Genomic DNA, 14,073 nt, shown 5'->3' with positions numbered 1-14,073 from the left:
AGGGGGGATTATGGACCTTTTGTGGGGGATTGGGGATGTATGGCGCCTGCGGCAACGAGCGCCGCGCAACTGCCACATGCGCCCGGGAGCGACAAACATTTGAAGCCCCCCCAAGGCCCACCCCGACAGCCTAACTCCGCCGAACACGCCGGAAACGAAGTCGCATTTTCCTACAACTGACTCAGAAACTTCCGATCCGAATCCATGATGGGATTTCCCCCTGCACACGCTGTCAGGGAGACACCTCATGTACCTGGATTACCTCGTGCCCTCCTGGCACGAGATCGAGTCACGTGTCATCGCCATGGTGGGCTACCAAAGCGGTGGCCAGTTCCGCACCAGCCTCAATGAAGAGGTCGCCTCGCTAGGCCTCAACCTGCGCCGGATCGAAGCTGTCCGCACCGCCTTCTACCACGCCGAACGGCAGGCGGCGCACATGCTGCGCCAGCGCTTCGCCGACCTCGACATCAACAGCATCGTCGACGAACTGCTGATGGTCGTGCGGCAGATGGCGATGATCGTCGCCGGCAGCACCATTACCGGTGGCCTGCTTGGCGCGGGGGTTGGCGCATTCGCTGGCGGCGCCGGAACCATTCCGTTCGCCGGCGCGGGCGCGGCCATGGGCCTCAAGGTCAGTGGCTGGATCCTCGGCGCGCTGGGGCTGGCCTCCATCGCCGAGTTTTTCATCGAGGGCTTGCCGCGTATCGGCGAGTACTACGTCGACGGCATTCGCTTCGCCTGGGAAGGCACCTGCGGCAATGAAGGCTCGGGCCCGTTCTGCCGGGACGACCCCTATGCGATATCCCGGGCCACGCATCAGATTGCCCAAGGCCATGTGGAAGTCGTGCTGCTGTTGTTGGGGGCGATCGTGTCGTACCTCACCCGCGGCCGCGGCGATGCCCGGGTGCTGGCCCAGGAAATGACGGCCAGCCGCAAAGGTGCGCGGCTGGGGCAATGGATGCTCAAGCATGAAGAGGGCTTGAAGAAACGGCCAGACCTGCAGGTGCCGGAGCGACGCAAGGGGGCGGTGGGTGAGCCGCAACCGGTTCGCCCGCATCAGCCCAGGAAAGAGCCAATGAAGGCCCACCCCGGCACGATGGCATTGCATAATGTTGAATGCTTCAAAGCTGACAAAGTGCCGGAATACAAAATAGGCGAATTCAAACGACAGTTGAATGGTCAGGAAGATGGGCTCAACTGGATGACTGTTGAAGAATTTTTGGAAAAAGTTGAAAGCCCGAACCAGCGAAACAAAGGGCTCGCCCAAAGAGCGAGAAGGAAGGAGCAGGAAGTCATCCAGGAAAAATTTGAAAAAGAGCTCAGGAAAACCATGGATCCATCTGAAGCGCAACGGATCGCAATAGAAAAAGCCCGAAACCGAATGTCAATCACAGCGGCACTACACAACCCGGACCTCATCGCAGGGGGTCGAGACGTCATATCTGACTTTGGGGACCGACAAGTAAACTCAATAATAGGACCCCAATGGAGAACAAAGATACCTAACTTGAAGAAAGCGGCCGAAACGGTACCGCCGGAGCTAAGAGGTTCAACCCGCATGAATATCAAACTACACAAATGCTAATGCAAGGAGATTAAAATGGACAAAATCTTCTCCAAGTTCATTGGAAACTTCGGCCCACCGATTGACCGCCGGGAAGTACCTACATCCACAATCGAAAGATACAGAGACAAGCTTCCTTCCAAGCTCCTGGAATATTGGTCCGAACATGGATGGGGGGGCTATGGAGAAGGCATATTCTGGCTGATCAACCCACAAGAGTATGACGCCGTAGTTTCCTACTGGATTGCAGGAACCGCACTTGACTCACATGACAACTATCACTTAATTGCAAGAAGCGCTTTTGGAGACTTATATCTATGGGGTGAAAGAACTGGGTTCTCACTGGAAATAGCAAGCTTTAGCTCTCAATACGTCTTCTATAAAACTGATTTTACAAAAGAACAACTCAACACCGAACTTCAAGGCTTTATCCTATCAAGAAAAGTCGCCTCAAATGATTTCAATGACCTTTTCAAACCCGCCAGAGAAAAGCTTGGCAGACTTAAACATGACGAGATGTACGGTTTTTTCCCCGCACTCATGCTGGGTGGCTCTGACTCCTTGCAGCACCTTCAAAAAGTCAGCGCTATTGAGCACTTGATCTTTCTTGCGCAACTGACAGACCTGCAACCTTACCCCTTCTCCGAGCAACCAGATTGATGCTGCAGCCATTCACTTATCTTTTCTCAATGAACAAAGAAATAGCAGTATCACGGACCAAGCGCCGTCAGGCGCTTGGCACCTATACTTGATGGGCACGGTCAAGGCTTAAGCGGCCGCTCTGTGGCTTGTTTCTTTCGGCGGCAAGCACCGAGGCGAATCCATGTCGCGACTATTCTGTCTGATCTCTGACTTCGGCAACAGACAAGTCAACTCCAGCATTGGCGCTCAATGGCGAAACAGGCTAGCCAGTATCAAAAAGGCCGCGGAGAGCTCACCTAAACTCGGCACCAACTCGATCTACATGAATGTAAGGCTTCATAAATGCTAACGACAAGAGGCTCTACCCATGTATGAAGTATTCTCCATATTTATTGACAAAATAGGCGCCCCTTTTTCGCGCCGAGAGGTGCCTCCATCCAGCATCGATCGGTACAACGGAAAACTCCCCAAGCTGTTACTAGCTTATTGGAAAGAACATGGATGGTGTGGTTTTGGCGAGGGTATATTCTGGTTGGTTAACCCACAAGAATACGAAGAAGTTGTCTCATCCTGGACTGAGGGCACAAACCTTGAAAGCCGGGACACCTATCACTTGATTGCCAGAAGCGCTTTTGGCGACCTGTATCTCTGGGGAGAGAACAGCGGCTTTTCAGTCAAAATCACAAGCCTTCTGTCCCGTTACACGGGTGACGACAATAAACTCACTGAAGATGACGCAACCAGAGAGGTCCAAAGCTTCTTTCTATCAAGAAAAAAAGAACAAAATGACTTTGACAACCTATTTGAACCCGCAAAGAAGAAACTAGGCATATTAAAAGAAGACGAAATCTATGCATTTGTCCCTGCGCTAACGCTTGGAGGACAACCCAATCTGAATAACCTGGAAAAACTTAAAGCAATAGAGCATTTGATCTTATTATCTCAAATAACCGAACTCGAGCCCTACAGCTTCTCCGACTTCTAAACACTAAAACGGACTTAATCAAATGGACGTCATATTCAGCATCTTCCTCGAAACCTTCGGCGACCCCGTCGGCCACCAACCAGTACCGCCCTCTGCCCTCGATCATTACCAAGGCAAACTCCCCAACCGTCTCCTGGGATACTGGCAAGAGCACGGCTGGTGCGGCTACGGCGGTGGCCTGTTCTGGCTGGTATACCCTCAGGATTACGAAGACGTAGTAGCGTATTGGCTGTCAGGCACGCTCTTCGAAGCACGCGACACTTATCACCTCATCGCCCGTAGCGCTTTTGGCGACCTGTACCTGTGGGGTGAGAACACCGGCTCGGTGCTGACCATAGCGGCGTACCATTCCCGTTACCTCGATGGCGCCCACAGCTCAGGCGACGAAGAGCGGGACAACAAGATCCACGGCTTGCTCATGTGGCTGATGACCGAATGCATCTATTTCGACGACTTGTTCGAACCCGCCAGGGAACGGCTCGGCACGCTGGCTGCAGACGAAATGTATGGCTTTGTTCCTGCCTTGATGCTGGGAGGGTCAGACAGCCTCGAGCGGCTTGAAAAGCTCAAGGCGGTAGAGCATCTGGTACTGCTCGCCCAACTGAGCGAGCTTCAACCCTATGAGCTGGCTGACGAAGAAGATGAATAGGCCCTGACAAGCGCATTCACCGGTGCACCGCATCAGGCTTGTCGACATCCAGCAGCACACCGGTATCCGGCACCTCTACCCTGACACAACTCGCCGGGTTGGCCTTGACCACCGAACGCGCCCCTTCATCGCCGGTCAGGCGCGCAAGCGCCGGCCAGAAATCGCGCCCGAACAGCACAGGGTGCCCTTGCTGCCCTTCATGGCAAGGCAACACGATGGTCGACGCGCTGGCCCTGGAAGCCAGCCGGGCAAGGGTTGCCTGCTCCAGCCAGGGCATGTCACCCAACAGAATCGCTACTGCCTGCGCCTCGCTGTCGGCCAGCGAGGCGGCGCCGGCCGCCAGGCTATGGCCCATGCCCAATGCGAAGTCCGGGCTGGAGACGACCCGGCACCCCGCAGGCAGCCCCAGATCCACGCCCCGCTCCCCCTCGCGCAACACCACCCGCACATCGTCGAACACTGCACAGGCCCGCTCCACGCTGTGCACCAGCAAGCTGCGACCATCAACCAACAACGCCCGACGCTTGTCAGCCCCGAAACGCACGCTGCTGCCAGCAGCCAATATCAGTGCAACCACGCTCACAGCGCCTCCCGCTCGATACCATTGCGCACGCGAAGGATATCGGCCAGCACCGCCAAAGCGATCTCGGCCGGGGTCTTGCTGCCCAGGTTGAGGCCGATCGGGGCGTGGATGCGGCCCAGTTCGACCTCGGCCAGGCCACCGATCCGCCGCAGGCGTTCGCGGCGCTTGTCGGAGGTGGCCCGGGAGCCCATCACACCGATATAGAACGCCTCGGTGCGCACCGCTTCGAGCATGGCCAGGTCATCGATCTTCGGGTCGTGGGTGAGCGCCACCACCGCGGTGTCGGCATGGCAACCGCCATGGGCGATGAACTCCGATGGCAGCTCACGGCGCACCTCGATGCCATCCAGCCGCACGCCGTCGAGCACTTCGTCACGCGGCTCGCAGAGGATGACTTCGAAGCCCATGCCCTTGCCGAACTCGGCACAGAAATGCGCGACGCTGGAGTACCCGGCCAGCAGCAGACGCTGGGCGGCCCCCACACGCAAGCGTACACAGGCACTTTCACGCTGCACACGCGGCCCCTGGCTGTGGTCATCGGCAAGCAGGCGCCTGCCCTCGGGCAGGCTCACTTCACGCAGCACGCGGCGCTGGCCCTGCAATGCGCTTTCCAGCTCACGCAGGTGCGCCTGTACCTCGCATTCGGCCGGCAGGTTCTCCACCAGCACTTCCAGCACGCCGCCACACGGCAGGCGGATGCTCGAACGCGAGTCGCTACCATCGCCATAACGCACGATGGCCACCGGCTCGGGAAACTCCCCCCGGCCCACGCGCTCGAGAAAGTCGTCCTCGACGCAACCACCGGACAGCGAACCCAGCCACTGCCCGCTGGTGTTCACCGCCAGCAGCGAACCCGGCGCACGGGGCGCCGAGCCGTAGGTGGCGAGCACCGTGCACAACCACACCCGCTGGCCGCCGCACGACCACTGCAACGCCTGGCGGACCACCTGTAGATCGAGATGCTGCACCCTTTACTCCGCCTTCAGCTCGGCGAGCTGCTGTACGCTCAGGTCACCGGGCAATCCACCCCAGGCCTGGCGCAGGTAGTTGACCATATCCGCCACCTGCTGGTCATCGAGCTTGTCGGCAAAGCCCGGCATCGGCTGCATGCGCTCGAAGCCGGTGAACTGCTGCTCACGGATGCCTTCGAGGACCACCTTGACCAGGTTGCGCGAGTCGGCCTGGCGCAGCACCGTGTTGCCGCGCATGGCCACGGCAATGTGCGGCTTGCCCTCGCCGTCCACCCCATGGCAGCCGGCGCAGACATTCAGGTACTGCTGGCGGCCGCGCCTGGCGCTTTCGCTCATCTGCTCCAGTGCCACCGTCTGGATGGCCTTGGCCGGCGGTGGCTGGTCGCCAAGCAGGTAAGTGGCCATGGCCGCCAGGTCGGCATCCTCCAGGTGCTGGGTGCTGTGGTGCACCACCGGGAACATTTCGTTGAACATGCTGCCCTGGGCACTGATGCCGTGCTTGAGGAAGGTGGTCAGGTCCGGCTGGGTCCAGCCGCGCTCGGCCAGGTCCTGGGCCAGCAGGCTCGGGGCCAGGTAGCCACCCAGCAGGCCGCCGCTCAGGCGCTGGTCTTGCTGCAACGCACCGATCGGGTTGCGCGGGGTATGGCACTCGCCGCAATGGCCCATGACTTCGACCATGTACTGCCCACGCTGCCAGGCCGGGCTTTTGCCCTCGGTCGGCTGCAACTGCATGCTTTTACCGTACAGCATGTTCCAGCCGCTCAGCCCCTGGCGCACGTTGAACGGAAAGCGCAACGCAGTCTGCGGTGCCGGGCGGTTGATTGGCGGTACGGTCATCAGGTAGGCGAGGATCGCGTCCGAATCTTCGCGTTTGATCAGGTGGTACGAGGTGTACGGCATCGCCGGGTAGAGGTTGGCGCCGTCCTTGCGCTTGCCCTCGGTTACCGCGGCGAAGAATTCGTCGGCGCTGTAGTTGCCGATGCCGTACTGCTTGTCCGGGGTGATGTTGCTGCCGTAAATGGTGCCGAACGGCGAATGGATCGGCAGGCCGCCAGCATACGGCGCACCGCCTTCAGCGGTGTGGCAGGCCATGCAGTCGGCCGCGCGGGCCAGGTATTCACCGCGCTTGACCTGCGCCTGGTCGGCTGCCTGGGCAAGCGAGGTAACGGCAAGCCCGAAAGCCAGCGCCATTGCGCTACGAACAAGACCCATGCTCAACCCTCCTTGACCAGGCCGAGGTCGTTGAGCACCGTGCGGGTGGCGTCGTAGTAACGCACGTAGCCGGTGCAACGGCAGATGTGGTGGCCCAGGCTCGCCTCGATGCGGTCTTCCACCTCGCTCTTCTTCAACGGCTGGCGCTGGGCGGTTTCCACCAGCACCGTGGCGGCATTGACGAAGCCCGGCGCGCAGTAGCTGCACTGGAAGGCGAACAGGTCGACGAACTTCTGCTGGATCGGGTTCAGCGTGAGGTTGCCGGCCTCGTCCTGTCTGGCATGGCCCTCGATGGTGCGGACCTTCTTGCCCTCGAAGTAATGCGCGCCGGCAATGCAGGTACGCACCTCCTCGCTGGTGCCGTCGGGGTTGTCGACGATCACCACGCAGGCGTGGCAGATGCCCTGGCCGCAGCCCAGGCGCGAGCCGGTGAGGTTCTGGTGTTCGTGCAGGTAGTCGATCATCGCCAGGTCGTCGGGGACCTCGACCGGGCCGACCGGTTGACCATTGAGGGTCAGTTGCAGTGGACGGTTAGCCATTGAGGGCCTCCTTGATACGGGCTGGGGTGATGGGGAGATCGCGAACGCGCTTGCCGATGGCATGCGCGACAGCATTGCCGATGGCCCCCACGACCGGGATCATCACCACCTCGGCGATGCCCTTGGACGGGTCGGTCGGTGACAGCGGCGGGAGGATTTCGCTGGTCTGTTGCCACACCGCCACGTCGCGCGCATGCGGCAGGCGGTAGCGGTTGAAGTTCCAGTCGCCCTCCCCGGGCCCGCCCTCGTACAACGGCATTTCTTCGGTCAAGGCATGGCCGATGCCCATGGCGATACCGCCCTCGAGCTGGCCCTTGACCAGTTCCGGCACCAGCACCCGGCCGCACTCGACCCAGCTGTGGTGGTTGAGCACCTGCACTTCGTGAGTGCCTTTGTTCACCTTGACTTCGACAATGGTCGCCACCGGGCTGTAGTAGGTGACCATGGCGTTGTTCAGCTGGGTGTCGGGGTAGGCGGCGTTCTGCCGGTCGAGCAGGTGGTAGCCGTGGCTGCTCATCTGCGCCTTCTTGGCGCTCACCGCGCCATCGCCGTATTTGACTGCCACCGCGTCGAGCGGGAAGCGTTCGCGCACGCCATCGATGACGAAGTCGGCCTCGGCCCAGCTCCAGCGGTTGAAGCCGTGCACGCTGACGCCGGTGACCAGGCCCATTTCATGGGCCTTTTGGGCCAGCTGGGCGAACGGGATCGGTGACAGGCCGTTGCCGGTCAGCTCACCGTTGACCCATACCGCATTCTCGCGGCGCACCACCAGCGGGTTGGCCTGGCCGCCGTACGGGCCCTGGCGCCAGATGGCCATGGCCGCCGGCCACAGACCATGGTTGAACAGCACGCGTGCCGCTTCGCGGGTGGCATGGCTGAAGTAGAAGGCCGAGTTGGTCGCCGACGACGGCGAAGCAAGCTTGCCGACCCAGCGCGGGTTGCGCAGCGCGGCGTCCTGCTCGGGCTGGCTGATCAGGTAGGGGTTGCCGCTGGTGGTCAGCTGCAGCTCCGGCCATTCGGTGACCGCGGTCTTCACCTCGTCGGCCGAGCGGCCGAGGAAATCGCTGACAACCAGGGCCTGGGAGGTGGACATGCCGGTGCCCAGCTCGGTACCGATGTGGCGCAGGCTGATGCGCCCGTCGCGGCTGAACTCGATGCTGGCCATGGGGGCTTCGGAGCCGGTGCCGAAGTCTTTCTGGCAGATGGCAAAGCCCACGCCATACCAGTGGTCCGGGTCCTTGGCGTCCATCTGCTGCTTGCGCGCGTCGCGGTTGCGCCACCAGTCGTGCACGGCGGCCTTGTCGAGAATCTCATACAGGCGCAGGGCGCCGGCCGGGACCGCGCCCTGGGTGTTCTTCATGCCCGACTTCAGCGCGTTGGCGCGGCGCAGGTCGATGGCATCGACGCCCAGGCGCCCGGCGACCTCATCCACCATCATTTCGGTGGCGGCCATGGTCTGCAGCGTGCCGTAGCCGCGCATGGAGCCGGCCTCGACGCCACGGGAGTGATAGGCAGTGACCGACAGGTCGTTCTGCGGCATGTAGTAGATCGACTGCGCCGCCGTGGCCCCCACCGCTGCCACCGACGGGCTGTAGTTGATACGCCCGCCGCCGTCGCAGCTCATGTCGGCGCGGAAGATCTTGAAGCTGTTGTCCTTCTTGTCCACCGCCAACTGGTAGCGGATATCGAAGGCATGGCGCTTGATGCCGCTCTGGAACTGCTCGTAGCGGTCGTTGGCCAGGCGGATCGGCACACCGGCGCCATACAGCGCGGCCACGGCGGCGTAAAAGACGAAGATGTTGTTGTCTTTCGAGCCGTAGCCCACGGTATAGCCTGGGTGCATGTTCAGCGTGTTCAGTGCGAAGCGCGACGGCTTGATCATGTGCACGCATTCCTGCGCCACTTCGAACGGGCACTGGGTCGCGACCACAAAGTGCAACGTGCCGCTGGCCGGGTCGTACCAGCCGTTGCCGTTGTCCGGCTCCAGGGCGGCCGGCTCGATGGACGGCGTCTTGTAGCGCTCGTCGAACACCAGCCAGTCCTCTGGCGGGTTGTCCAGTTGCTCGGCCATGCGCTTGGCGTAGAACAGGCCCTGCTCGGTCAGGTCGCCATGCTGGTTGGGCTGCTTCGACCACACCGGCTTGCGGTTGAGGATGGTGGGGAACAGCATGGAATTCTTCAGGCTGGAGAATTCATCGTCGTCGAACGGTGTGGCACCGCCCACGCGCACGAAGCGGAAGCTGCCGTAGGGGTCGCGCTGGTACAGCGGCGCCTGGGCGCCATAGCGGATCGCCTGGTCATTGAACTGCAGCTTGCGCTTGGCCTGACGGAAGCGCTCGAAGTCGTGCCAGATCAGGATCGCCACCGGGTGGCCGATGAACATAGGCACCTTGCCGGGCGGCAGCAGCGGGTCGGGCGAGTGGGCTTCGGGCCATGCGATGCCGTCCTTTTCCAGGTCGGCAGCGGTGACGATGCGGTCCGGCTGCAGGTCGGCGCCAAGCAGGCTGAGGTCATGGCCGGCATAGATACGATCGGCCTTGGTCGCCTTGAGCAGCAGCGCATGGCCCTGCTGTGCGGGCCAGCCGGGCATGTCCTTGGCACGGATGTCGCGAGCGAACACTTTGTCGCCGCACACCTTGGACAAGGCATCGTTACGGAAACGTGCCTTGCCATCATGGTTCATCCACTTCTGCGGCGAGGTGGTGACGCGTTCCTCCATCAGCGCGGCGAATGCCTGGCTGCCGAGCGGCGCCATGGTCACGCCGACACCAGCGATCAGGCCGCCTTGCAGGAAGGCGCGCCGGGAAATATCACGGTTGGACATGCTTGATCCTCTGGGCAGCAGGGGGTCTGCCCTTTTTTTGATTCTGGTACTAGCCTGAAAAGCTGACCTGTACGTCAACTTTACAGCAATTGTGTTGGCGCAGGCAAAGTCAAGTCGACAATATGTCGCGACATGTCTGGGATCTGGGGCGGAATTTGCTCTGGGGCTGGTAGGCGTTCGTCTTAGGATCTTCGGCGCTTGGGAGACCGAGCGCCGCCCGCGCGGCGCTTCGCAGCACAAGGCTGCTCCTACATCTGTTTCGGGCCAGTAACGCCTGTGCCAGTGCACGCGACCGCCTTGTTCGTACAACGCGATATCGAGACATGCGCCAAAGCGTTCGCGCACAGACCTCATAGGAATAATTGGCCCGAAACAGATGTAGGAGCAGCCTTGTGCTGCGAAGCGCCGCGCGGGCGGCGCTCGATCTCCCAGGCGCAGACAATCCCACGGCAAACACCTGCAAGCCCTGATGCGCCCCCCTGACCAAAAACCAGAGTTAACCTTGGGTTAATCGACCCAAGCCAGCATGACCCCTTTCAACGTACTGCCAAGGCGAAGACATGCGCGTCCTCCTGCTCTTCCTGACACTACTGCTGGCCGGCCCATTGCAGGCCAACCCGTTCGATGTCAAACCGGACTTCCTGCCGGTCAACCAGGCCTTCGTGCTTACCCACGACCGCCAGGCCGACGGCCAGATGCGCCTGTTCTTCCAGATCCAGCCTGGCTACTACCTGTATCAGAAACGCCTGAAGTTCGACGGCCTGCCTGCCGAACAGCACCCGCAACTGCCGGCCGCTCTCAACCACCACGACGAGTTCTTCGGCGACAGTGCGGTGTACCGCGACCAGCTAGAACTGCTGCTCCCGGCCGATGCCCAGGGCCAGCTGCGCCTGGGCTGGCAGGGCTGTGCCGACGCCGGCCTGTGCTACCCCCCGCAAACCACGTTGGTCGACCTGGGTGGCAGTGTGGTGCCGGCGGTCGAACAAGCCAGTGACCAGGCCCTGGCCAGCGACCTGCAAAAAGGCCACCTGGCCTGGAGCCTGCTCGCGTTCTTCGGCCTGGGCCTGTTGCTGGCCTTTACCCCCTGCTCGCTGCCGATGCTGCCGATCCTCGCCGGGCTGGTGCTGGGCAATGGCGCCAGCGCCCGGCGCGGCTGGATACTGGCCGGGGTCTATGTACTGAGCATGGCCCTGGTGTATGCCGCCCTGGGCGTGGTCGCCGCACTGCTGGGTGCCAGCCTGCAGGCCTGGCTGCAGCAACCCTGGCTGCTGGGCAGCCTGGCGGGGCTGTTCGTGCTGCTGGCCCTGCCGATGTTCGGCGCCTTCGAGCTGCAACTGCCCGCCGCCGTGCGTGACCGCCTCGACCGCGCCGGGCAAGGCACCCGTGGTGGCAACCTGTATGGCGCGGCGCTGCTGGGCGCGCTGTCCGGCCTGCTGATGGGCCCGTGCATGACCGCGCCGTTGGCCGGCGCGCTGCTGTACATCGCCCAGAGCGGCGACGTGCTGCAGGGGGTGCTGGTGCTGTTCAGCCTCGGCCTGGGCATGGGCGTGCCGCTGCTGTTGCTGGTAACCCTGGGCAACCGCTACCTGCCCCGCCCGGGCGCCTGGATGAACCGGGTCAAGGGCGTGTTCGGCTTCGTGTTCCTGGGCATGGCGCTATACACCTTGCGCAGCCTGCTGCCCGCAGCATTGCTGCTGGCCCTGAGCGGCGCCTTGCTGATTGCCCTGGCCTGGGCTGCCTGGCCGGCCCTGCAGCGGTTGCCGGCGTTGCGCGCCTTGCCACTGCTGGGAGCCCTGTGGGGCGGCCTGCTGCTGGTGGGTGCGGCGGCTGGTGGCGACGACCTCTGGCAGCCGCTGCGCCCGTTCGCCGGTGGCGGCGCTGCGCCGGCCACCGGCCAGCACATCGAGGACGCTTTCGTCACCGTCAGCCGCCCCGAAGACCTGCAACGCGAACTGGATACGGCCAAGGCCCGTGGCCAGTGGGTGATGCTCGACTACTATGCCGACTGGTGCGTGTCGTGCAAGGTCATGGAGAAACAGGTGTTCGCCCGCAGCGACGTGCAGGCCGGCCTGGCCGGTGTGCACCTGCTGCGCCTGGACGTGACCGCCGACACCCCGGCCAGCCAGGCCTTGCTGCAGCGCTACCAGGTACCCGGCCCGCCCAGCATCATCTGGGTCGGCCCGGAAGGCGACGAACGCCGCGCGCGGCGCATCACTGGTGAGGTGGATGCAGCCGCCTTCCTGCAACACTGGACCCAGACCAGGAGCCAAGGCTGATGCTGACCGTAACCCTCGGGCCACTGACCATGGCCCTCAACCACCTGCTGATGCTCACCGCCCTGGTGATCGCCAGCATGGTCGGCTGGTGGGTCGCCCGGCGTGGCGGCGAGAGCCCGGAATCGGCACTGTTCAACCTGTTCCTGATCGGCCTGCTGTGCGCACGCGCCGGCTTCGTGCTGGCCTATTGGACGATGTACCAGGACGATCTGCTGCAGATCATCGATATCCGTGATGGCGGCTTCCTGTTCTGGTCGGGCCTTGCCGGCATCGTGCTCGGCGCCCTGTGGCAGGGCTGGCGCCATCCGGGCCTGCGCCGCCCGCTGGGCTGGGCGCTGTTCAGCGGTGCGCTGTTCTGGGGCCTGGCCAGCCTAGGGGGCCACCTGTACAGCAAGGGCACCGAACTGCCCGATTTGAGCCTGCGCAAGGCCAACGGCCAATCCGTGGCGTTGCACAGCTACCGCGGCAAACCGCTGGTCATCAACATCTGGGCCACCTGGTGCCCACCCTGCCGACGCGAAATGCCGGTGCTGCAACAGGCGCAAAGCGCTTACCCGCACGTGACCTTCCTGTTCGTCAACCAGGGCGAGACCCCGGAAAACGTCAGCACCTTCCTCGCCACCACCGGCCTGAGCCTGACCCACGTGCTGTTCGACGGCACCGGTCTGCTGGCCCAGCGCGTTGGCTCCATGGCCCTGCCCACCACCCTGTTCTACGACGCCGACGGGCGCCTGGTCGGCAGCCATCTGGGCGAGCTGTCCCGAGCCAGCCTGCGCCACGCCCTGGAGCCTTTCGACCGGGCCACCGCGCCCGCCCCTGCCGCACAAGGAAACTGACATGCGACTGACTGCACTGCTGCCCCTGTCCCTGGCCCTGCTGGCTGCCCCCACCCTGCAGGCCGAAGAGCTGCCCAAGGCGATTGCGCAACTACAAGCCAAGGGCGCCGTGATCAAAGGCAGCTTCGACGCCCCCAACGGCCTGCGCGGGTATGCCGCCGAGTACCAGAACAACGGCCTGGCGCTGTACCTCACCCCTGACGGCAAGCATGTACTGGTCGGCAGCCTGTTCGACGAACAGGGCAACGACCTCAGTGCCGAGCCGCTGAAAAAGCTGGTGTATGCGCCGATGAGCAAGGAAATCTGGGCGAAGATGGAGAAAACCTCCTGGATCGCCGACGGCAAGGACGATGCACCGCGCAAGGTGTACCTGTTCAGCGACCCCAACTGCCCGTACTGCAACATGTTCTGGGAACAGGCGCGGCCATGGGTGGAGTCGGGCAAGGTGCAGTTGCGCCATATCATGGTCGGCATCATCCGCGAGGACAGCCCGGGCAAGTCGGCGGCGCTGCTGGCGGCGAAAGACCCGGCCAAGGCACTGGAGGAACATGAAAAGGCCGGCAAGGCCAGCAAGTTGAAGGCACTGGAGCAGGTGCCGGAGGCGGTGCAGCAAAAGCTGGCGGCGAACATGGCGCTGATGGAAGAAATGGGCTTGCAGGCGACCCCGGCGATCTTCTATCAGGATGAGCAGGGCAACCTGCAGAGCCAGCAAGGCGCGCCGCGGCCGGAGTTGCTTGGGAAGATTCTCGGCAAGCGCTGATGTGAAATCGCCGGGGCTGCCTTGCAGCCCATTCGTAGCACAAGGCTGTGGCGGACCTGTGGGGCAAGCCCGCGAAGAACTCAACGCGGTGTTATGGCACCGGCTGCGCCGGTTTTCGCGGGCATGCCCGCTCCCACAGGTACTGCGCCAAACCTCGAGAACAACGCCGCACCTGTAGGAGCGGCCTTGTGTCGCGAAAGGACCGCATAGCGGCCCCAGCAATTTCAACGTT

13 protein-coding genes are annotated in these 14,073 nt (G+C 62.6%); 8 read left to right on the top strand and 5 right to left on the bottom strand.

What is annotated here, in order from left to right; translation table 11 throughout:
• Positions 1–247 precede the first annotated feature (247 nt).
• The 5 genes from WM94_RS09690 to WM94_RS09675 all read left to right on the top strand — a co-directional run bounded on the left by WM94_RS09690 (position 248) and on the right by WM94_RS09675 (position 3,840).
• Entirely contained in the window at positions 248–1,585 is a 1,338-nt protein-coding gene (locus WM94_RS09690) for a DUF6861 domain-containing protein (protein WP_061551071.1), read from the top strand.
• Between the two features lie 15 nt (positions 1,586–1,600).
• Positions 1,601–2,224 (top strand): GAD-like domain-containing protein, encoded by a 624-nt coding sequence (locus tag WM94_RS09685; protein ID WP_061551070.1) that lies wholly within the window; start codon positions 1,601–1,603, stop codon positions 2,222–2,224.
• A gap of 163 nt (positions 2,225–2,387) precedes the next feature.
• Positions 2,388–2,555, top strand: coding sequence for a polymorphic toxin type 15 domain-containing protein (locus WM94_RS28920; protein ID WP_082810543.1), 168 nt, complete (start codon positions 2,388–2,390; stop codon positions 2,553–2,555).
• A gap of 18 nt (positions 2,556–2,573) precedes the next feature.
• Complete coding sequence (locus WM94_RS09680) at positions 2,574–3,191, top strand: GAD-like domain-containing protein (protein WP_061551069.1); 618 nt, start codon at positions 2,574–2,576, stop codon at positions 3,189–3,191.
• A gap of 22 nt (positions 3,192–3,213) precedes the next feature.
• Entirely contained in the window at positions 3,214–3,840 is a 627-nt protein-coding gene (locus tag WM94_RS09675) for a GAD-like domain-containing protein (RefSeq protein WP_061551068.1), read from the top strand.
• A gap of 16 nt (positions 3,841–3,856) precedes the next feature.
• On the opposite strand, the gene WM94_RS09670 is transcribed toward WM94_RS09675, so the two are convergent.
• The 5 genes from WM94_RS09670 to WM94_RS09650 are packed head-to-tail and all read right to left on the bottom strand — an operon-like array spanning position 3,857 to position 9,969.
• Positions 3,857–4,423 (bottom strand): NTP transferase domain-containing protein, encoded by a 567-nt coding sequence (locus tag WM94_RS09670; protein ID WP_013973474.1) that lies wholly within the window; start codon positions 4,421–4,423, stop codon positions 3,857–3,859.
• Positions 4,420–5,391 carry an XdhC family protein gene (locus WM94_RS09665; RefSeq protein WP_061551067.1) on the bottom strand — a complete coding sequence of 324 codons (972 nt, stop codon included), beginning with the start codon at positions 5,389–5,391 and terminating at the stop codon, positions 4,420–4,422. Before WM94_RS09665 ends, WM94_RS09670 begins: the two co-directional genes overlap by 4 nt.
• 3 nt (positions 5,392–5,394) lie before the next feature.
• Entirely contained in the window at positions 5,395–6,606 is a 1,212-nt protein-coding gene (locus tag WM94_RS09660; protein WP_061551066.1) for a cytochrome c, read from the bottom strand.
• Between the two features lie 2 nt (positions 6,607–6,608).
• On the bottom strand, positions 6,609–7,145 hold the full coding sequence (locus WM94_RS09655; protein WP_061551065.1) for a (2Fe-2S)-binding protein: 537 nt from the start codon (positions 7,143–7,145) through the stop codon (positions 6,609–6,611).
• Positions 7,138–9,969 (bottom strand): xanthine dehydrogenase family protein molybdopterin-binding subunit, encoded by a 2,832-nt coding sequence (locus WM94_RS09650; RefSeq protein WP_061551064.1) that lies wholly within the window; start codon positions 9,967–9,969, stop codon positions 7,138–7,140. The genes WM94_RS09655 and WM94_RS09650 overlap by 8 nt, the downstream gene beginning before the upstream one ends.
• A gap of 560 nt (positions 9,970–10,529) precedes the next feature.
• On the opposite strand from WM94_RS09650, the gene dsbD reads away from it, so the two are divergent.
• The 3 genes from dsbD to dsbG are packed head-to-tail and all read left to right on the top strand — an operon-like array spanning position 10,530 to position 13,841.
• Positions 10,530–12,245 carry a protein-disulfide reductase DsbD gene (gene dsbD / locus WM94_RS09645; protein WP_061551063.1) on the top strand — a complete coding sequence of 572 codons (1,716 nt, stop codon included), beginning with the start codon at positions 10,530–10,532 and terminating at the stop codon, positions 12,243–12,245.
• A complete protein-coding gene (locus tag WM94_RS09640) occupies positions 12,245–13,081 on the top strand; it encodes a TlpA disulfide reductase family protein (RefSeq protein ID WP_061551062.1) in 837 nt (278 codons plus the stop codon). Before dsbD ends, WM94_RS09640 begins: the two co-directional genes overlap by 1 nt.
• Before the next feature lies 1 nt (position 13,082).
• A complete protein-coding gene (gene dsbG / locus WM94_RS09635) occupies positions 13,083–13,841 on the top strand; it encodes a thiol:disulfide interchange protein DsbG (RefSeq protein ID WP_061551061.1) in 759 nt (252 codons plus the stop codon).
• Positions 13,842–14,073: the final 232 nt, after the last annotated feature.

Origin of the sequence: Pseudomonas sp. ABFPK (genome assembly GCF_001586765.1) — a bacterium.
GTDB lineage: Bacteria > Pseudomonadota > Gammaproteobacteria > Pseudomonadales > Pseudomonadaceae > Aquipseudomonas > Aquipseudomonas asiatica.
Note: the sequence above shows the minus strand (reverse complement) of the source record. Positions and strands in the feature narration are given on the sequence as shown.